Consider the following 20538-nt stretch of genomic DNA (forward strand, 5'->3'; position numbering starts at 1 on the left):
ATCCTCCTTAATACATACTCATTCCTAAAGAATTCATGATCCCTGCGTAAAGCCCGTAAAAGGACAAAGAATTATTACGAGACGAAAAATATTTTGCTTCATGAATTTCCTTTTGAATTGTTGCTCCTAATCGATGGTCGAGATCAGAATAAGATCCCTCTTCACGTCGTTCATATACGAATGTGCAATAGTAACTTAGATCACTCAAACATGAATTAAAAAAATCCTGGTTTATTTCTCCAATGGAGTGGACTCCTAAATGCTTTCGAAATAAATCTATCAGAGATTGATGAAGGGAAGTTCTGGCAGAGGTACTATATTGAGACCACTTTAACAAATATATTCCAATAATCACCTTTCTTCTAAATTCATTGAACTCATCCAGGGTTAACTGAGGCTCATTTTTTACAAGTTTAACATATTGGATTAGATCATAGGTCTCATCTAAACTGTGAGCCAGCATACTTATGGTAGTTGCATCTTCCATGGCAGCATTGTTCGGTATGAAGAGGGAAAAAAAGCTCAAACACCCCATATTTTGTCCATAACTTCTTGCTAAACACGTCGCCAGTTTTTTTGCTTTTTGCTGAAATTCGGCAAAATGTGGCATTGCGTCCCTCCTGCAAATACTGACCCGCAATCACTGCAACGCGTCATTTGTCCAAAAACGTAAACACCTTCATTTTTTATAGCAACCAATAAAAAATATTGCAACTATTAATTTAACTATTTGAACATAAAAAGAATTAAAAGTTTTTTTTCTAATTTTTTTATGTTCAATACGTACGAGGATAACCCAGTGGGGCAGAGTGTGCTCTTTTCCCTTTATGATTCACGAGCAATAAAATTCAGAACTGGGATGTAACCCGTTATAACAGGTACTTCGAAGAGCTTGAATTTATACCGATTTAATCATAGTGCTTTGCACCTTATTACTCTTTGGAAAACCGTTGTTCTATAGAATCGATTAGTCTTTGATGGATCCCGTCAAAACCCCGATTACTCATCACTAGAACAGCATCTCCTTCGTGCACTGCAGCAGTTATTTCTTTTATTATTTCATCATGGTCTTTACATATTTTATAAGGAAAATCCCAGTTCCCTATGGTTTCATACAGATTAAAATCGTGCGGTTCGAGAATATAGGCACCATCAACGGGATTTAAGGCATGGCCCATTTCCTCAGCGTGAACACCCGTACGCATGGTATAGGATGCAAACTCTAATACTGCATAAATGCGGTAGTGGCGTTTACTGCGCTTTAAGGCCTCAACTGTCCGCATTATAGCGGTAGGATGATGGGCAAAATCATCATAAACCGTTACTCCATGTTTATTAGAGCGAACTTCTAAACGACGCTTTACCGGCGTAAAACGTTCTAAAGCTTCCGCTGCCACTTTAGGATTAACTCCTGCGTTTATACTTGCGGCAAGGGCAGCCAAACCATTTTCTACATTAAAACGTCCAATCAAAGACCATCTGACTTCGGCCACTTCTTTGCCATGACGCAACACTTTGAACGCTGAACCATTCTCCTCGATTAATTGGGCTTTCCATTCGGCATCACCTTCTAAAGCCAAATCTTCGATTCGAGAATATTGGCCGCGAGCGAGAACCTCATTCAGTGCTTTGTCATCTCGAGGTTTAATTGCCACTCCGCTTACAGGAATTGTTCTTAAGAGATAATGAAATTGTAACTGTATCGCTGCCAAATCAGGATAAATATCAGCATGGTCGAATTCCAGATTATTTAAAATAGCTATTCTTGGTCGATAATGCATAAACTTTGGACGTTTATCGAAAAAAGCACTATCATATTCATCAGCTTCAATTACAAACCATTTGCCTGAGCCAAGGCATGCACTCGTTTTAAAATCAGAGGATACTCCACCAATTAAAAAACCTGGATTAAATCCCGCTTGATCTAAAATCCACGCAATCATTGAAGTCGTGGTCGTTTTGCCATGGGTACCTGCAACGGCAATCACCTGATAGCGACTTAAAATATTTTCAGCGAGCCATTGGGGGCCAGAAGTATAGGGTTTACCAGATTCAATCACTGCCTCTAGTACAGGCATCCCTCTTTTTATAGCATTCCCCACTATAATCAAATCTGATTCCAATGCCGTGGTAGTATCCTCATAACCTTCAGTCCAGGTTATCCCTTTTGCTGAAAGCAAATCACTTACTGGGGGATAGCAATTAGCATCACTTCCAGTGACTTTATGCCCTGCATCGCGCGCCAGTAAAGCAAGGGCGCTCATAAAAGTTCCGCTTATACCTAAAATATGTAAGTGCATAATCATCCCATTCTTATTGTAATAAAGAAACCGTTAGAACATTAACCGCGATTAAACCAAAAGCAGCAAAAACTGACTTAATGGCTGTTGAGTCTAGTGCATATTTATAGACATGGGCGGTAATCACAAACTGCCAAATAGTTAAACCCAAGCTTAAAAACAAATAGATTATCCCAATAAACATCAATAAAGGATTTTTTAAATGAATTTGAGATAAATAGGGAGCCAGAATCAACAAAGGAATAACCAGTATATGGATAATAATATTAATGAAATATAACGTGGTAACAGTTTGTACAAGCCTGGAGGTCACCCCTCTAAAGTACAAGACAAAATAAGTATATATAACGTATGAAATCATTAAACATATTGAGATGTATGCGTTATTTATCAAATCCTCAGAGGAATTTAAGTTAGAATAATCCCATTCAATTGTCATAAGTAATGCTAACAAAATGCCACTCAATACCATGCGAGAAATAGAGTAAGGTGTATTTTCGGGACTTTCTTTTAATAAGCAAATATCCCAATAGCGATCAAATATAAGTTGTAGCATTTAAGTCTTCATTTTTAGTTAATGTAGCCTGAGTCCTATATTGTCAGGTTTTCTCAGTTACGTTCTTCCTTTTTCATTAATTTTTTTACAATGCTAAGTTGTTGTACCACAGGCTCATTCCATGGCCCTGAGATTTTGTAACTGTACGCAGAAATTTTTTGCATGCTTTGATTAATAATTTTATTTGCAACCCAGGCAGCAACACCGGCGACAGGACCACCAGCAATTGTCGCCACAACAGGTAAACTGGCTGTTATGTGCGGAGAAATCTTCAAGTTCAAATCATAAGTATGCTTGATTAAATCCAGGTCCCCTTTCATGCTTGCATAAGCAACCGGGCCATCAAGATAACTGTCTTGCGTTGCCATAATTCCTTTATTAACAGCGAAATTTCCCTGGAAAATATCAAAACTGTATCCTTGATGCGCCAAATCACTGAAATCCAATTGCAAGCGCCGCGGAATAGTTTGCAGACTCAGAATACTCAGTAATTTACCCAGATCCAATTTTTCTTCTGTCTCTTTACTTAAATGCGTAATTCTTCCATTTTTTAGTTGTATATACATATTCCCATTGACTGAAGCAAGCGAAAACGCATACAAGCTTTTTTTCCAGCCTCCATGAAATTCCACATACCCTTTTTTGGCATGCACAGCAGGCATTACATTCCAAAGCTCTAATGTTTTAGCTAAATTTGTGATATTGAGTTTTACATCAAAATTAGTCTGATTAGCTTTTTCTTTTTGAAGCCATTCCCCCTGGGCATTAAATTGATATACTGGAGAATTTATTTGGCAATATTCTATTTTTAATTTTTCAGCAGTCGATTTGCTTTTCAGAGTTACATCACCCACATTGACTTTACCCAAAGACAAATTATCAACACGCAAATTAAGATTAGGTATTTGATTGGGATGCAGTTCCGAAGTCTCAGTAAGCTCATCACTTGCTGATTCAATTTTATCTATATGCAAATAATGCACATGGCCACTTAATTCATTTAAGGGTGGATGATAAACCAAGTCAGCTGCAATATTTTTTTGTTGCAAATTGAAAGACCAGTCTTTATTAGGCAGTATTTTTGCTTTAACAACCATAGTATTAAACTGTTGTTTTAAAAAATTTAATTTTTCTATCGTTATATGGATAATTCTCAGATTAGCCAAGATGGAGTTGTCTGTTTTTGCTGAAGAAAATTGATTGAATACCTCTTTCCATTCCTGAAAATCAAACCCTTTCAAAGTGCCTATAACGGAGAGGCCTGGTAAATTCTGATTTACGGCAGTTGCACTACCCAAACGTAATTGGCCTGAATTAAAAGCATAACCCTCTTTGTTATTTTTAAACAGCAAATCTGCACTGAATCGTTTATCAAAATTACCTCGCACACGCATGAACTTTTTAGACTTAAGTTCAAGATTTAAATTCAGGGGAGTTTTTGCAGCCGATTTTTTACCAAGGGGCTCGGGCAAATTGATATCCAGCCCTTCTAATGAACTAGTAACGTTGATGCTGTCCGCCTCTGAGGGCTTATCGCTTAATTTCAATAAGGCATTCACATTAAAAGAACCATCCAACAAATCAAATAAAGGCAATTTGAACTGGTGCTTTAACGAACTGATGGAACATTTTCCAGTAATGGCGATGGTTGTGGCAGGCTTGGGTAGTTTGACTGATTGAATTTTAATATTCATCGGATGGCCCAGGAGTTCAGCAAAAAGATAGCTATCTGTCACTCCCGCTTCATTAAACATCAATACACCCGATAGGTTTCGTACAGCAAATTGAACTAACTCGTAATTGACCTGCATCGAATTTTTTTTAAAGGTCACATTTCCTTTAGCAAGTACTTCATCATTTTCCGGATACAAAGGTACTTGTACGCTTAAATTCAGCAATGCTTGGCCTTTAATGGAAAGCATTTTTAAAAGTGACAGTTTTTTCCTTAAAGGAGAAGCCATCACATAATTCATCATTTTTTGCACAGAAGCATCAATAGTTCCATTTACCAGTAAGTTTTCTTTGTTCTTGCCAATATCATCAATGCGCAAATGCATATTCTTTGCAGGAACACCCTGGAAATTGGCGTGGACTATATCAATATTCAGGTTACGATTTTTCAAATGAATGTATCCATCAATTTCTTTTACCACTGGCCATTTGGAATTAATAGCTATTTCGCCTCCGCTTGCATAGCTGTCGATAATGAATTCGCCTGTATTATTATCGAAAGGGAACTCTTTTGCTAAACCAATAATTCTGATTTTTCCACTGGCTGCAGCGATACGTTTCACATCATTTTTTAACCATAGATACAATTTGGGCTTCATGTATTTTTTAGGTAAGAATGCAACCCATTGCTGCCAGTTTTTACCAGCGAATTCTGCACCCAGACGTATATTGCCAATAGTTTGCCAAGTCACTTGATCAACGGCCCCTTGCAAGCTTAACGTTAATTCAGGCTGGGTTATTGCAAGCCGCTCTACACTGACTCGCAAACCGTCGCTTAACTCCTTCCAGTCAAATGCCCCATTAAGTAATGTCAATGTTTGTTCGGGGTAGCCTTTTACTTTTATCGATGAATTTTCGGAATCCAGTTCCAAACGCCCTTGCTCAGGTTGCCAACTGATCACACCTGATAAGTTTTTAACCTGGGGAATACTTTCTTTGGCATCCCATCCTATTTGCATAAATCGGGTTAATACATAATTGATTGAATAGCCATTTATAGAAATCTTGTTCTCATCTTCCGCTAAGGAGGGTGTATCATTTACAGCAGTACTGAAATAGGGAACGGGCGGAATAACTGAAACAGGGATATTTAATTGAAGGAGAACCTGAGTATCTTGTAAAACTCCCTGAGGTTTCATTGCCAATATATTCTGGATAGATTGTGGCCAGTTTATAGCGTTAGATAATAATGATTCAATAATGATTGATTTAACAAAAAGCAAATAACTTTGCTGTTCTCTGTTGTACTTAACTAATACTTGATTCTCCGGCCAGGTCACTCCTCCTGTACGTAATCTTATTGGGGCAACATGAAGCTCCCAACCGGCATTGTCAGGTTTCCACGACACATTAGCGAAAAATGATTGAATTAATTGGCTTTGTTGATTATTCAACAGCTTCCAAGCGAGCCGTTTAAATGAAAGTTCTGCTTGTACCGAAGATATCGCGCCATGATGCACATCCAACCATAAATTAATATTACCTTTGCCCCCCTCCAAATGTTCTGTTGTCCTTGGAAAAAGAATTTGCCACTGTGCAGGTACGATATTTTTGGCGGAAAAATAAAACTTACCCTCAATATCCTCGAAATGGTCCGGATCAAAATAACCATCACCCAGGAGTTTAAAATCAGTACTGCTGGTTTGTTCAAGCCGTGCTTCACCCTTGAACTTATAATGTCCCCCTCTATTCGCTACAGATATATTTAAACCATTAACAGGTATCAATCCCCCATCGCTAAAATGAAAATAGGCTGAAACACGTCTGATGATTAAATGATCTTGCTGTGACAACCAGACCAGAATTTGTCTGGTCTTTTCGGGAGTCATATCAGTGCTATTGAGGGAGTCAGTTGTCACTCCATCTATGGACCAATGATTGTCTTTTTCTCGCAAATTCAGATGCATGTCATCAATGTAGAGAACACCAGGCTGAATTTGCCAGCTCCACAAAGATTTAAAAAGGTTTATACCGACCAATAATTTATTAATTCGGAAATTTTGTTTTGAATCGTCGCCCAGAGTGACCTGATTCAATTTCAGCACAGGTTGAAACCAATACCATCCTGTTTCCATCGTTTGAATGGTAACCGGTTGTCCTATCAGAAGTGATAGATGCTGCTCTACTTCCCCCTTATACTCTTTTGCCCAAGGAGTCAGAGAACGAAAGATGCTGGATAAAACAGCCATAAAGATAATCAGGACAGCTAAAAGCATCCAAATTCTTTTTAGTACTTTGCTCACGCCTAATTTTCGATTACTCATTGATATTTTTTACTATACCATTGCTTTTGCGCATACTCATCATTTTCTTTTTGCTCCATGCGCTGTATCTTGATTTGTTCACTCTTGTTAACCCGGTCCACCAATTGGCTGACTCCCTCTTCAGAGATTCTCGCTTGTTTATAGTTCATTTCTGCCTTAGCCCTTAATTTTGCTAAATATGCCAAATGGGCATTCAATTGTATTAAAGCTGTATCCAAATGGCTAATAAAATCGATGCGATTACGTAATCGGGCAACTATTGTTCCCTGTTGACCAATTTTCTCAACTTGGTGTAAATAATCCTGTCGATAGGCGACTAACTGCTCATGCTTCATTTTATTTTGCTTAAATTGCTCTTGGGTTTTTAAGAGATCTTGATAGGCAGCATGTGTCGCATCTTTTTTAATCTGAAGGAGTTGTTTTAAACGTTCCAGTCGCTGGCTCATCAATTAGCTCCCAAAGATGAAGCCAAACGGGATAACATAGCTACGCTTTCCTTATAATTGAACCGCTCATTCATTCCTTGCTCCATGTATTCCCTAATTTTTTCTCTAACGTGAATCGCCTTGTCAATATTTGGATCACTTCCTTTTGCATAAGCACCCAGTAAAATGAAATCTTTATTTTTTTCATATAATGATAAATTCTTTTTCAATAATAACATATCATTCATTTGTTGCTCAGATACTATGGATTGCATAACCCGGCTAATTGACGCCTCCAAATCAATAGCAGGGTATTGTCCCTCTTCAGCTATAGACCGATTTAACACGATATGCCCGTCCAAAATAGCTCGGGCCGCATCTGCAATGGGATCCTGCAAGTCATCTCCTTCGGTTAAAACGGTATAAAATGCAGTAATGGAACCACTTCCTGGCGCCCCGTTTCCTGCTCGCTCAACCAGTTTGGGTAATTTGGCAAAAACTGAAGGCGGATAGCCTTTGGTTGCCGGTGCTTCACCTATAGAAAGAGCGATTTCCCTTTGTGCTTGAGCAAATCGCGTTAAAGAATCCATAAGGAGCAGGACATGCTTGCCCTGATCACGAAAATATTCAGCAATACTTGTAGCAACTTTAGCTCCATGTAATCGCATTAAAGGGCTTTCATCTGCGGGAGCAGCAACTACAACCGCCCGCTTTAAGCCCTCTTCACCTAAATTTAATTCAATAAATTCCTTGACTTCCCTGCCCCGTTCTCCAATTAGTCCAACAACAACTACATCCGCATTGGTATAACGCGTCATCATTCCCAACAAAACAGATTTTCCTACTCCAGAGCCAGCAAACAATCCTATTCGTTGTCCCCGACCTACAGTAAGCAATCCATTTATTGCACGAATCCCTACATCTAAAGGAGTATCAATGACTGCCCTTTTTAAGGGATTGATAGCGGGACTGATTAAGGGATACGCTTCAGTCAAATCAAGAGGGGGACCCTCATCGATAAAGGCGCCTGAGCCATTTACAATTCGCCCTAATAATTGATTTCCCACTTCAACCTGGGCAACTCTCCCCGTTGGGGTGATTATCATACCGGGTGCAAGTCCATGGATCGCCCCTAGAGACATCAAATAAACACAATCAGGGCCAAAACCTACCACTTCTGCTTCAATTGAATGGGTTTCATCAAGAGTAATAAAGCATCTTGCTCCTATAGGCTGATTAAATCCTTTAGCTTCAAGGGTAAGGCCTACAGCACGACTGATCCGACCGCAATGCAATAAACCTGATTGCTCTTTTTCGCGAACTTCAGACAATATTTTAAGGACATAAGATTGATAAATAGTCATCGATCAATCCTGATCTTTATTAGGAACAAACAGATTTTCTTGATTTATATATTTTTCAAAGAGGGTTGTTAAGCGGGTTTGCAACCGGCCATCTAACTCACTATATTCCCCTTTCAGGTAAAAGTCGCCTCGGCTTAATGAGGGATCTGCTACTAAAATTTCCTGTAATCCAGGTATGTCATTCTCACTAAATTCCTGTTGAACCCAGCTTACATCCTCCGGATGCATAGCCAGTGTTTTGTAAGCATGTAGGGAAGGTAATTCCTTTTTAATCGAGTCGAGTAAATTTTTTAATTTATCCGGATAAGCAGTTAATTCGACCCCAATACAATATTGACTTAACCAAATTACTGTTTTAATTATTTCTTGGGTTACATGTTCATCCAGAAGTTTTACCGGATTTTTTAGAATATCAAACCAGCGTAGGAAGTGTTGTCTCTTTTCATTTATTTCCGTCTGCGCTTGTTGCATTCCTTCCGCATAACCTTTTTCTACCGCTTCCTTTTTTAAACGTTCGCATTCGGCAAGAAATCGCTCTTCTTCGCTCATTTCTTGCTTTACTTCATTATTTAAAACCGATTCGTATTTCCAGGTACTAAACCCTTGTATACTTTCTTTTTTCTTTAAGTAGGGTTCAAATTCATCCGCCATACTATCTTCCTGAAATCATATTCAATAAATTAGTGAAGTTTCTCTCTGAGGAACCGAATACTGCAGGCAGGTTCCATTGTTAAATCATCTCATCTCCACCCTTGGATCCCAGTGCAATCTTGCCATCTTCAGCAAGATTTTTTGCAATAGCTAAAATATCACGTTGTGCGCGCTCAACATCAACTACTTTCACAGGCCCCTGTAATTCTATATCTTCACGTAATAAATCCGCCGCCCGCTTGGACATATTGGAAAATATCTTTTCTTTAGTAGGCTCAGTTGTACCTTTTAAGGCGAGTTTTAATTGCTCAGGAGTGACATCGCGCAATAAAGTTTGCATGCTTCGATCATCCATATCGACCAAATTTTCAAAAACGAACATTTTGTCGCGGATTTTTTCACTTAACTCCTGGTCCCAATCTTTGATCTTATTCAGCACTTCCTCTTCCATAGCCCCATCAAAATAGTTAATCACATCAGCAACACTCTTGATTCCCCCTACAGAAGAAGTTTTACTTACCTTTTGGCCGCTAAGTTGTTTCTCAATAACCTGTCCGAGTTCAGAGATAGCCTCGGGTTTAACTGTATCAATATTGCACATCCGCAGAAGCACTTCCGACCTTTTTTCTACACTAAAATAACGTACTACTTCAGCCGCTTGCTCGCTATCCAAATGAATGAGTATGGTAGCAATAATTTGGGGATGTTCGTTTCGAATCACATCTGCAATTAATCGTCCGTCTAACCATTTTAAACGATTCAGGCCACTGTCTTTATCGGAGATAAGGATTCGATCGATAAACGGAGTCGCTTTTTCCAAACCTAAAGCTTCAATGAGTACAGTCCGTAAATAATGCTCTGTATCCACGGTTAAGCTTGTTTGCTCTCCAATCGCATTGGTAAATTCAACCAAGACGTTTTCCATTTTTGCCTTGGTTACATTACTAAGTGTTGACATGGCAACCCCGACTTTTTGTACCTGTCTCGGTTCCAAATGCCTTAACACTTCCGCAGCATTTTTTTCACCCATGCTTAATAGCAAAATGGCCGCACGCTCGATTCCATCCATAATTACCCCCGATCAACCCAATTTTTAACGACCTGTGCTACCCTTTTGGGTTCCTTATCAACTACCTGGCGTAATAAATTCAGTTGCGACTCATAATCATTGGCTTCCTTGATTGAAATGGTTCCATCATAGGTTAAATCACCCAAAGACTGCTCATCATTCGCAATATTGCCAACATTTCGATTGCTTGCCAATGTTTTAAGCATTGGTCTTAGCACCCCAAAAATTAATGCTAAAACAAATAACGCACCCGCAACCTGTTTCACTATAGACCAGAAGATATCTTTCTCCCAAAATCGTTCCTCAGGAATGGCAGCTATAGGATCAGGTTTAACAAAATCAGTATTGATTACATTTAAACTGTCACCACGCTGTGCATTTAAGCCAATTGCATCAGCGACAAGTAATTTAATTTGATCAATTTCTTTTGGAGTCAGTGGAGTTTTGGTTAGTTTTTTAGTCTTTTCATCCATTACTGCTCGATTATCAACCAAAACAGCAACAGTGATTCGTTTAATCGTACCGGGCTGATTTTTAGTATGACTCACTGTTTTATCCAACTCAAAATTTTTGGTACTTTGAGTGCGCGAATCTGAGGATTGACTTACATCGGATTCTGTTGCGGCTTGTCCTTGTTGTGGTGCATTTTTAGGAGGCGTATTCTTGGCAGCAAGCGCAGGATTATTTTGCGGTATATTTGATAAAGTGCCCGGGACCCCAACTGCATCATTTGAAGTCTTGCGTTTTTCTTCCATAATTTGTTCACTACGCAATGAAGGCAGTTCCGGATTAAACATTTCCTGAGTTTGTTCATAACTGGTAAAATCAATATCAGCAGACACTTTTGCCCTAACACGGCCATAACCCAATATAGGTGTCAAAATGTCTTGAATTTTTTGCGCATATTGATGTTCCAAATTTTGTCTGTAGTCCAAAAAGCGCTCGGTATCCGAAAAGAGCGTTTGTCCCCCGCCTTCATTCAATAACTGTCCATCCTGATCAACCACAGTAACACGACTTGAGGACAAATTTGGAATGCTGGATGCAACCAAATTCACAATGGCAGCAATGGTATGTTTTTTCAGCTCCAAACCGGAATAAACATCAAGAAAAACAGAGGCGCTAGGTTCATGAGCATCGCGAACAAAAGCGGATTCACGTGGAATTGCCAGATGAACTCGAGCAGATTTAATGTCATTAAATTTACTTATTGTGCGAGCTAATTCCGCTTCCAGGGCTTGTTTATAGCGGGCACTTTCCATAAACTGACTGCTATTAAATGCATTTGAACTGGAAAAAAGTTCTTCTGAACCTACTGGCTCGCGAGGCAATCCTTCCATTGCCAATTTAAGACGTACACTTTGCAGATCCTGTGATGCAACCATAATTACGCTGTTGTTACTGTCAATCTTAAAATCAATACCATTCCGTTCAAGTGCGGATACTATCTCTGCCGCATCGCGTGCATTCATTTGCGTATATAAAGGCACATAATTGGGCTCACGCGACCATAAAACGACTGCTAGACCAATTGCTATGCTTGCAGCTATACCTACTAATAGACCAATTTGCCGTGCAATAGATAAATTCGAAAACTTTGCAGCTACTGTTGATGCACTATCAGCCAATGCCATATCAAACTCCTACTTATACTGGCATATTCATTATATCTTGATATGCTTGAACTACTTTATTGCGAACTCGAACAGTAGCCTCAAGACCCAGATTAGACTTTTGAGCTGCTATCATCACTTCCCCCAAACTGATATCAGGGTCGCCCATTTCATAACGGGTTTTTAAAGCATCTGCATTTTGATTTAAATCATTCACTTGATTTAAAGCCTGCTGAAATACTGTTCCAAACGAAGATTGACTGGTTTCTGTTTCAAGAATGCCGCTCTCTGCCTTCGCAGACATCGTTTTTATCTGGTTAAGCAGGTTTACTGTATTAATATCATTCATATCCTTATTTACCTCATAATGTGAATTGTACATCCCTTCTACCTTTGTAGTCCCGGGAGAAAAACCGTGCAGGTTTAGTCACAATTCTGTCTGTCTTTCTGAGGAGCAATACGTTAAATTCGCTCCCAATCCATTGATTTATACTGTGTAACCTTCCTCGCGCATTTTTGCCAATTTATAACGCAATGTGCGTTCACTCACTCCTAATAAAGCGGCTACTTTTTGCCTATTCCCCTCATTTTCCAATAAAGTTTTTTCAATCAATTCAAACTCATGGATTTGTAGATTTTTACTGGTGGCAGCAGGAGATGTTTCTGAAGTTAGTGTATTGGTTAAAGACAATTGCAAGTGTTCCGCTTCTATTATTCCTTGCGTCTGCAGGACTAACGCGCGTTGAATTACATTATCCAGTTCTCTCGCATTCCCCGGCCATGGATAAGCCAACATCAGTTTCTGGGCTGCTGGACAAATTACAGGGACTGCAGTGTGTTTGTGTTGGCAATGTTTTCGAATTAAATAGTTTGCTAAAGGAATAATATCATTTTTTCGTTCGCGTAAAGGATCCCATTGCAAAGGAAAAACATTCAAACGATAAAACAAATCTTCCCTGAAACGACCGGCTTTCACTTCATCCTTAAGTTGTCTGTTGGTCGTAGCCAAAATACGCACATCCAAACTAATCGTTTTATTGGCTCCGATTCGCTCTACTTCCTTCTCTTGTAAAACACGGAGCAATTTAGCCTGCAAACTTAAAGGCATTTCACTGACTTCATCCAGTAATAAAGTCCCTCCTTGTGCCTGTTCAAACTTCCCTGGCGTTGATTTATAAGCTCCAGTAAATGAGCCTTTTTCATAACCAAATAAGGTCGCCTCAAGCATTTGTTCAGGAATCGCGGCACAATTAATCGCAATAAAGGGTTGTTTTTTCCGCGCTGAATGATCATGAATGAAATGAGCTAAAACTTCTTTACCAGTCCCACTTTCGCCGCTAATCATCACACCTACATCCGATTGGGCAACTTTTAGTGCCATAGTCAACAGCGCTTGACTTTTTGGATCTTTGGCAATGGGTTCCCCAGTATCTTCATCAAATTCGATTTTGATGTATTGATTGATTTTTTCTGTTAGTACCTGGGCACTGAATGGTTTTTGTAAATAATCCACAGCTCCATGATGGAGGGCGTTTACCGCATCTTGTACTGAACCATAAGCAGTCATCAAAATTACGGGCAATCCCAGCCTTCTTTTTTGGATCTCCGCGAGTAATTGATTTCCATCAAGTTCATCCATACGTATATCCGTCAATACAACCGAAGGATTATGGATTTCAAGAAGAGCCAAAGCTTCCTTGCCATCTTTAGCAGTAATATATGTATGGCCAGCAATAGTCATTGTTTCAGCCAGCGCTTCCCTTAATACTGGATCATCTTCAACGATTAAAACATGACTCATAGAAAGTCCCTTTTCTAAGTGTTATAAAGGAGATCGTCCCGAATGAAGAAAGTATGCTCCTGAACTTTAATCATACTATCCAATCAGGAGATACATCGCCATAGGCAGGGGGACGACTCAAAATATTACGGCAAAAACAAATTAACTTGTGTACCTACTCCTTCTCTAGACTCCAGGCTTACTCGACCACCGTGGGCTTTTACTACTGCATATACGACGGCTAAACCCAAACCATTGCCTTGGGCCTTTGTAGTATAGAAAGGTGAAAAGGCCTGGCTCTTTACATCTTCTGTCATTCCCTTACCATTATCCTCTACTGATATTTGTATACCTGAATCATCCATAGATGCAAGTGTTAAATTAATTTCTGTTGCATCGGATTGTAATGAATTGATCACCAAGTTTAAAACAGCACCAATTAGCGACTCTGTATGAATTAATGACTCCTGAGTAACCAGTCGATTATTCAAATTAAAAGTTACATTTCTGGCCAAAACGTAGGGTTGTGCGCGCTGAACAAGCAAAGAGCACCAGGAATTCATATCCACCCGAGTTGGCTCTATTGTGGTACCCCGAGCAAAAAGCAATAAATCCTGAATTTGTTGCTCAATACTGGAGTGGCATTCTTGCAATCGATGAATCCAGTTTTGGGTTCGTACATCTAAATCCGGGAGATTGTTTAAATGTTCCGTATAAAGCATTGCGGAGGCCAAAGGGGTTCTAATTTGATGTGCAAGCTGTGCAGTCATTGTACCAATTGATACTAAACGTTTTTCATTTTCTTTTGCTTTCTCATAATCTCGGGTCGCGGTAATATCAGTCAAACTGACTAATATACCAGGAAGACTATCCAAAGTTGCAATCGCTACATGAACACGGCGGCCATCGGCAAGAGAAACTTCATGACCGTCATCAGCACGAGGAACAAACGCTCGTAAAAGCACGTCCAACCATAAAGAATCAAGCAAACCATAGCCTAACATTGCTTCTGCAGGGGGATTTAACCAAACAATACGTCCCTGAGAATTTATAATCACCAGAGCAGTTGGCAAGCTGGAGAGAATATCCCACTCGGAAAGAGGTATATGAGGTCTTACAGCACATGTTTGGTAATTAGAATAATGCATACTGGATGAAATTATTATAATTAATAAGAAGACTGTAGCAAATTTGGAATAAAATGAAAATATATTTAAAATCAGGCAATTAAATTAAGTTAGGTTTGTAACTCACTTTCCTCACTCCACTAATGACTTATGTGTTTTTTTAAAATCAAAGTGATATTTTTTTTTCCGAGACGGCAACAACTTACATCTCTAGCGACAGCGAAAAGGAGAGTTGTTGGATATTCCGAAACGGTGTAAATGGAGAAGCAGGCGCGAAAATTTTTGTAATTTTGGACTTTTTTTCCGAATCTCTGTCAGGATTTGGGCTTTTTTTCATCCAGAGATTTCAAAAATGCCATTTTCTCGGCAATTTTAATTTCTAACCCGCGCCCTACCGGTTTATACCAACCGGGCTCTTTCATTCCCTCAGGTAGATATTGCTCCCCAGCTGCATATCCATGGGGCTCGTCATGAGCATATCGATACCTTTTTCCATATCCCAGTTTTTTCATTAAACGAGTAGGCGCGTTACGTAAATGAACAGGCACTTCACGAGACTTATCATGCTTTACAAAATCCATCGCCTGATTAAAAGCAACATAGGCTGCATTGCTCTTGGCGGCAATTGCCAGATAAATAACCGCTTGCCCGAGTGCAAGTTCTCCTTCAGGAGAACCTAATCGCTCATAGGTTTCTGCAGCGTCATTTACAATTTGCATTGCACGGGGGTCAGCTAAGCCTATATCCTCCCAAGCCATTCTCACTATACGGCGGGCCAGATAACGAGGATCCACCCCCCCATCCAGCATTCGACATAGCCAATAGAGTGCGGCATCTGGATTAGACCCACGTACTGACTTATGTAAAGCAGAAATTTGATCGTAAAAATGTTCACCTTTTTTATCAAAACGCCGGCCCTGTTCTGCCAACGCATTCATGACAAATTCTTTGCTTACATCCTCAATATTCATTGCAGTACATGCATTGTGAAGTTGCTCAAGGCTATTCAATAAACGTCGCGCATCGCCATCAGCAAATCCAATCAGCATTTCTACAGCATCATCATCAAATTGCACTGGAGATAACACTGCTTGATGAGCTTTTAGAAACAATTGCCTCAACTCTTCATCAGTTAGAGACTTTAAAACATAAACTTGGGCACGGGACAATAAAGCAGAATTCACTTCAAAAGAGGGATTTTCTGTGGTTGCCCCTATAAAGGTTACCAAACCCGATTCTGTGTAGGGTAACAGGGCATCTTGCTGGGCTTTATTAAAACGATGAATTTCATCAATGAACAAAAGAGTATGTTTTCCGTGGCTGAGGTTTTCCTGGGCTTTTTCCACTGCAGCACGGATATCTTTGACTCCCGAGAATACGGCTGAAAGAGCAATCCATTCACAATCAAATGCTTCAGCAGCAAGACGGGCAATTGTTGTTTTCCCAACCCCAGGCGGGCCCCATAGGATCATAGAGTGGCATTTTTTACTGGTAAAGCTAAGTCGCAATGATTTCCCTTCACCCAATAAATGACTTTGCCCTATCACCTCATCCAGGCTTTTGGGCCTTAACAGTTCTGCAAGCGGAGGGTTGGGGTTGGTATTAAATAAACTCATTGCTGTACCACATCAACCCCTTTGGGTGTTTTGAATTGAAACAAATTACCTGAAAGTTTAGGGTTTAACTTGATTTGTGATAATTTCACTGTAGTCACCTGCCCTAACTGGTCATATAGCTCCAATCCCGTTAAGCTATCTTGTCGAAAAATTAATTTTATGCGCTGAAAATTCGCTTTTGATGATTTTGACTTGAGATCAAAAACCAGGTCTTTCCCCATGCTACTCTGAGTCACACTAAAATCACGGGTTACGGTATTGTCATAACCACTTAAGAATAAAGCAGCAGTTCCACCTAAACCTTTCCGTTGGGTTTTAACAGTAACTTGCTCCAAATCTTTATCATAAACCCAAATTTTATGTCCATCAGCTACCATCAATTGTGCCATGGGCTGTTCGGTTTGCCAGCGGAATCGACCTGGTCTTTGCAAGGCCATAGTCCCTGAGGAACTGGAGACAACCCGATGCTTTGCTTTTACTGATTGTTTGAACACCGCCGTCATTGAGCGAATGCCATTTAATTTGGCTTGTAATAATACATCAGGTGTTTCACTAAATACCGCAGTAGAAATACTTAAAAGCAATACCATTAATATTTTTTTCATTAATTAATCCTCCGTTACAGATGACACCAACACATCTCGATAACCGCCATCCAATGGACCTACAATTCCTGTGCGTTCCATTTCCTCAACCATTCTGGCTGCGCGGTTATAGCCTATCTTCAGACGCCGTTGTACTGCAGATATACTGGCTTTACGTGTCTGAATAACAAATTCCACAGCTTGATCATAGAGAGGATCATCATCCTCAGCAGACTGACCGTCTTCATCAGCCCCCCCCTCATTACCATCACCTGTCAATTTTAAAATATCGTCAATATAATCAGGTTCTCCGCGGGCACGCCAATCATCAGCAATACGATGCACTTCCTTATCATCAACAAAAGCACCATGGACCCGTAAAGGTGCACCGCTTCCTGGGGCTAAATACAACATGTCTCCATGGCCTAATAATTGTTCCGCACCTTGTTGATCTAATATAGTACGAGAATCAATTTTTGACGAAACCTGGAATGACATTCGTGTCGGAATATTGGATTTAATTAATCCCGTCAAGACATCTACCGAAGGTCTTTGGGTAGCAAGAATCATATGGATCCCTGCAGCGCGGGCTTTTTGAGCAATTCGGGCAATTAATTGCTCTACCTTCTTGCCCACAACCATCATCATGTCAGCCAATTCATCAATGACAACCACAATATAAGGTAAAAGCTCCAATTCGGGTGCGGTTTCATCCATGGAATCAACTGGTTTCCATAAAGGATTGCTTATAGGTTGTCCATTAGCGATAGCTTCGCTTATTTTACTGTTAAAGCCTGCCAAATTTCTTACACCTAAAGCAGCCATCAATTTATAACGACGCTCCATTTCTTCTACACACCATCTTAGAGCACTAGCAGCTTCTTTCATGTCAGTGACCACAGGCGTTAACAAGTGGGGAATGCCGTCATAGACAGACAATTCAAGCATTTTGGGGTCAACCATAATGAGCCGTACCTGGTCAGGAGTCGCCTTAAATAAAATACTCAAGATCATGGCGTTAATACCTACTGATTTACCCGATCCCGTGGTACCTGCAACCAGTAAATGGGGCATTTTTGCCAAATCAACAACTACAGGATGGCCTGCAATGTCCACTCCCAAAGCTAAAGTTATTGGGGAGTGTGCCTGCTGGTAAACATCTGCCAATAGAACATCAGATAAGCGGACAGTTTCGCGGGAATGATTAGGTAATTCCAGACCAACTACAGTTTTACCAGGAATTACTTCCACAACCCGGACTGAAATTACGGATAGAGAGCGGGCTAAATCCTTAGCCAAAGCCGTCAATTTGCTCACTTTTACACCTGCAGCCAATTGCAATTCAAAACGGGTGACTACGGGTCCTGGGTGAACCGCCACAACACCCGCCTGGATTCCAAAATCAAGTAAGTGTTGTTCTACCTCACGTGATAAGTTCTCCAGTTCCTGATGCGTATATCCTCCCATAGGTTTACCAGGTTGACCTTTATCCAATAAAGTAAGCGAGGGCAGCTCTCCTGACGTGCTCACTTTAGGGATACGAATTTCTTTTACCTCTTTTACAGGTTTGACAATTTCCGGTTTTACTTCCTGAGTGATTACTACAGGAGGAATATTTACTTCTTTTTCTGGTTTGGGTTTAAATAACTTGGGAGCAGTTTTCTCCTGGGATATTTTCGGAGATGTTTTAGTGAGTTTGCTCTCCTTGGAGTGTTCAATTTGGGATTTAATGAAAAAAACCGTTTTGTGAACTCCTTTAGAAACATAGTTCACAATAAATAGAGTATAGAAACCGATTAATTCGATTGCTTTTATCCATGATAATCCGGTTAGCCAGGTGGTTCCCACCAAAAGCATGGCCAGCAGAACTAAACTTGCTCCATGCAAGTTGAGCATTTGATACCAACCACCACCGACAGCCTGCCCTATAAACCCTCCTGCACCATGTATGGAGTCCAGTTGATTCATTTCTGCTTCCAGACTTAATAAACCACACCCTCCTGCAAACATGAGCATTAAGCCAATGGAGCGAAGCAGTAAAACCCGTTTATCAAGGCTTCTTAGAGCACGTAAGTCTTGTAACAATGCCCAGGAAATATAAACAAAAGTTATGGGTACCAAATACGCGAAATATCCAAAAACAAAATACAGGGCATCAGCAATATAAGCGCCTACCTGTCCGCCTGAATTCGCGACCACAGTTCCCGCTGGGGAATTATGTGAAAATCCCGGATCGCTTGTTTTATAAGACAATAATGACAATAGCACAAAAAGTGCGCTTGTTAAGATTATTATAAAACTACCTTCACTAAGTCGTTTTACAACATAGCTGGGCATGTGATTTTTAGAGCCGTTCGATTTTTTTCCTGACTGTTGTTTTTCCATAGGTATTTTCATATCTTTGTTTTTGTCATAATATTCGCCATCTTAACACAAAATATTAAAATATTAAGGAAGGCAGAGACAATGAACTCAAGCAATCATCATCGCTTAATAATATTAGGTTCAGGGCCAGCAGGTTATACTGCCGCAGTCTATGCCGCAAGGGCCAATCTTCACCCAGTTTTAATTACTGGCATGCAGCCAGGGGGTCAATTAACAACCACAACCGAAGTTGATAATTGGCCGGGGGACATCGAGGGTTTACAAGGCCCTGCCTTAATGGAGCGTATGCAAAAACACGCAGAACGCTTCGATACCCAAATTATTTTTGATCATATTGTTAAAGCCAATTTAGCACAAGCACCCTTCACCCTTCAGGGTGATAGCGAGACCTACACATGCGATGCCCTGATCATTGCAACAGGAGCTTCTGCAAGGTACCTTGGATTGGAATCTGAATCCGCCTATCAAGGCAGAGGAGTTTCTGCCTGTGCCACCTGCGATGGCTTTTTTTATCGAAACAAAGCAGTTTGTGTTATCGGTGGAGGAAATACTGCCGTTGAAGAAGCTCTCTACTTATCCAATCTTGCCGCTAATGTAACTTTAGTACATCGACGAGACAGCCTGCGTGCAGAGAAAATTCTTCAAGATAAACTTTTTGAAAAAACCCGTAATGGTAATATTAAGATAATATGGAACTCCACCCTTGAAGAAGTAATTGGCGATGATAAAAAGGTAACCGGGGCTTTAATCCGTAACGTGCAAAATGATACCAAGGAATTATTAAATGTAGATGGTATATTCATTGCTATAGGCCATACGCCCAATACGGATTTATTTAAAGATCAACTTGTCATGAATAATGGTTACATCGTAATCAAATCAGGACTTGATGGAATGGCAACAAGCACTTCCGTTCCTGGCGTATTTGCCTGCGGGGATGTGGCGGATCATGTCTATCGACAAGCCATTACCTCGGCTGGTTTTGGTTGTATGGCGGCTCTTGATGCAGAACAATATCTGGATTTGAATTTAGGGAAAAAATAGAACATATCCAAAAAACAGCCTGGGTGTTT

Annotated in this window: 16 protein-coding genes; 1 reads left to right on the forward strand and 15 read right to left on the reverse strand. The window is 40.1% G+C overall.

Annotation, left to right across the window (positions count from 1 at the left end; genetic code table 11):
* Nucleotides 1-7 precede the first annotated feature (7 nt).
* From KYQ_RS05940 to KYQ_RS06010, 15 genes are all read right to left on the reverse strand, one after another.
* Entirely contained in the window at nucleotides 8-610 is a 603-nt protein-coding gene (locus KYQ_RS05940) for a hypothetical protein (RefSeq protein ID WP_010653480.1), read from the reverse strand.
* A 322-nt stretch (nucleotides 611-932) separates the two neighbouring features.
* Nucleotides 933-2306 (reverse strand): UDP-N-acetylmuramate:L-alanyl-gamma-D-glutamyl-meso-diaminopimelate ligase, encoded by a 1374-nt coding sequence (gene mpl / locus KYQ_RS05945; protein ID WP_115264577.1) that lies wholly within the window; start codon nucleotides 2304-2306, stop codon nucleotides 933-935.
* A gap of 7 nt (nucleotides 2307-2313) precedes the next feature.
* Nucleotides 2314-2856 (reverse strand): hypothetical protein, encoded by a 543-nt coding sequence (locus KYQ_RS05950; protein WP_010653478.1) that lies wholly within the window; start codon nucleotides 2854-2856, stop codon nucleotides 2314-2316.
* 53 nt (nucleotides 2857-2909) lie between these two features.
* The gene (locus KYQ_RS05955) at nucleotides 2910-6851 is read right to left on the reverse strand and encodes a YhdP family protein (protein ID WP_010653477.1); all 3942 of its coding nucleotides are present in this window, start codon (nucleotides 6849-6851) and stop codon (nucleotides 2910-2912) included.
* The gene (fliJ, locus tag KYQ_RS05960; RefSeq protein WP_010653476.1) at nucleotides 6848-7297 is read right to left on the reverse strand and encodes a flagellar export protein FliJ; all 450 of its coding nucleotides are present in this window, start codon (nucleotides 7295-7297) and stop codon (nucleotides 6848-6850) included. The genes KYQ_RS05955 and fliJ overlap by 4 nt, the downstream gene beginning before the upstream one ends.
* Entirely contained in the window at nucleotides 7297-8640 is a 1344-nt protein-coding gene (gene fliI, locus KYQ_RS05965; RefSeq protein ID WP_010653475.1) for a flagellar protein export ATPase FliI, read from the reverse strand. Before fliI ends, fliJ begins: the two co-directional genes overlap by 1 nt.
* Nucleotides 8641-8643: 3 nt before the next feature.
* Nucleotides 8644-9291, reverse strand: coding sequence for a flagellar assembly protein FliH (locus KYQ_RS05970; RefSeq protein ID WP_010653474.1), 648 nt, complete (start codon nucleotides 9289-9291; stop codon nucleotides 8644-8646).
* A 79-nt stretch (nucleotides 9292-9370) separates the two neighbouring features.
* Entirely contained in the window at nucleotides 9371-10360 is a 990-nt protein-coding gene (gene fliG, locus KYQ_RS05975) for a flagellar motor switch protein FliG (protein WP_010653473.1), read from the reverse strand.
* Between the two features lie 2 nt (nucleotides 10361-10362).
* Nucleotides 10363-11994: a flagellar basal-body MS-ring/collar protein FliF gene (fliF, locus tag KYQ_RS05980; protein WP_010653472.1), complete on the reverse strand. Its 1632-nt coding sequence runs from the start codon at nucleotides 11992-11994 to the stop codon at nucleotides 10363-10365.
* Between the two features lie 13 nt (nucleotides 11995-12007).
* Nucleotides 12008-12322: a flagellar hook-basal body complex protein FliE gene (gene fliE, locus KYQ_RS05985; RefSeq protein ID WP_010653471.1), complete on the reverse strand. Its 315-nt coding sequence runs from the start codon at nucleotides 12320-12322 to the stop codon at nucleotides 12008-12010.
* Nucleotides 12323-12460: 138 nt separating this feature from the next.
* Nucleotides 12461-13774 (reverse strand): sigma-54-dependent transcriptional regulator, encoded by a 1314-nt coding sequence (locus KYQ_RS05990; RefSeq protein ID WP_010653470.1) that lies wholly within the window; start codon nucleotides 13772-13774, stop codon nucleotides 12461-12463.
* A gap of 125 nt (nucleotides 13775-13899) precedes the next feature.
* On the reverse strand, nucleotides 13900-14901 hold the full coding sequence (locus KYQ_RS05995) for a sensor histidine kinase (protein WP_019349756.1): 1002 nt from the start codon (nucleotides 14899-14901) through the stop codon (nucleotides 13900-13902).
* 293 nt (nucleotides 14902-15194) lie between these two features.
* Nucleotides 15195-16496, reverse strand: a complete 1302-nt coding sequence (locus KYQ_RS06000; protein ID WP_019349757.1) for a replication-associated recombination protein A — start codon at nucleotides 16494-16496, stop codon at nucleotides 15195-15197.
* Nucleotides 16493-17101, reverse strand: coding sequence for an outer membrane lipoprotein periplasmic chaperone LolA (gene lolA / locus KYQ_RS06005; protein WP_010653467.1), 609 nt, complete (start codon nucleotides 17099-17101; stop codon nucleotides 16493-16495). The genes KYQ_RS06000 and lolA overlap by 4 nt, the downstream gene beginning before the upstream one ends.
* A gap of 3 nt (nucleotides 17102-17104) precedes the next feature.
* The gene (locus KYQ_RS06010; RefSeq protein ID WP_010653466.1) at nucleotides 17105-19465 is read right to left on the reverse strand and encodes a DNA translocase FtsK; all 2361 of its coding nucleotides are present in this window, start codon (nucleotides 19463-19465) and stop codon (nucleotides 17105-17107) included.
* An 81-nt stretch (nucleotides 19466-19546) separates the two neighbouring features.
* Between KYQ_RS06010 and trxB the strand changes: the two genes are divergently transcribed.
* Complete coding sequence (gene trxB, locus KYQ_RS06015) at nucleotides 19547-20509, forward strand: thioredoxin-disulfide reductase (protein ID WP_010653465.1); 963 nt, start codon at nucleotides 19547-19549, stop codon at nucleotides 20507-20509.
* Nucleotides 20510-20538: the final 29 nt, after the last annotated feature.

The organism is Fluoribacter dumoffii NY 23 (genome assembly GCF_000236165.1).
GTDB classification, from domain to species: Bacteria; Pseudomonadota; Gammaproteobacteria; order Legionellales; family Legionellaceae; genus Legionella; species Legionella dumoffii.

Coding starts and splice junctions, on each gene's coding strand:
- fliE (WP_010653471.1), bottom strand. CDS start 12,322: ATGAATGATATTAATACAGTAAACCTGCTTAACCAGATAAAAACGATG.
- lolA (WP_010653467.1), bottom strand. CDS start 17,101: ATGAAAAAAATATTAATGGTATTGCTTTTAAGTATTTCTACTGCGGTA.
- fliF (WP_010653472.1), bottom strand. CDS start 11,994: ATGGCATTGGCTGATAGTGCATCAACAGTAGCTGCAAAGTTTTCGAAT.
- KYQ_RS05990 (WP_010653470.1), bottom strand. CDS start 13,774: ATGAGTCATGTTTTAATCGTTGAAGATGATCCAGTATTAAGGGAAGCG.
- KYQ_RS06010 (WP_010653466.1), bottom strand. CDS start 19,465: ATGGAAAAACAACAGTCAGGAAAAAAATCGAACGGCTCTAAAAATCAC.
- fliJ (WP_010653476.1), bottom strand. CDS start 7,297: ATGAGCCAGCGACTGGAACGTTTAAAACAACTCCTTCAGATTAAAAAA.
- KYQ_RS05955 (WP_010653477.1), bottom strand. CDS start 6,851: ATGAGTAATCGAAAATTAGGCGTGAGCAAAGTACTAAAAAGAATTTGG.
- mpl (WP_115264577.1), bottom strand. CDS start 2,306: ATGATTATGCACTTACATATTTTAGGTATAAGCGGAACTTTTATGAGC.
- KYQ_RS05940 (WP_010653480.1), bottom strand. CDS start 610: ATGCCACATTTTGCCGAATTTCAGCAAAAAGCAAAAAAACTGGCGACG.
- KYQ_RS05950 (WP_010653478.1), bottom strand. CDS start 2,856: ATGCTACAACTTATATTTGATCGCTATTGGGATATTTGCTTATTAAAA.
- KYQ_RS05970 (WP_010653474.1), bottom strand. CDS start 9,291: ATGGCGGATGAATTTGAACCCTACTTAAAGAAAAAAGAAAGTATACAA.
- fliI (WP_010653475.1), bottom strand. CDS start 8,640: ATGACTATTTATCAATCTTATGTCCTTAAAATATTGTCTGAAGTTCGC.
- KYQ_RS06000 (WP_019349757.1), bottom strand. CDS start 16,496: ATGAGTTTATTTAATACCAACCCCAACCCTCCGCTTGCAGAACTGTTA.
- KYQ_RS05995 (WP_019349756.1), bottom strand. CDS start 14,901: ATGCATTATTCTAATTACCAAACATGTGCTGTAAGACCTCATATACCT.
- trxB (WP_010653465.1), top strand. CDS start 19,547: ATGAACTCAAGCAATCATCATCGCTTAATAATATTAGGTTCAGGGCCA.
- fliG (WP_010653473.1), bottom strand. CDS start 10,360: ATGGATGGAATCGAGCGTGCGGCCATTTTGCTATTAAGCATGGGTGAA.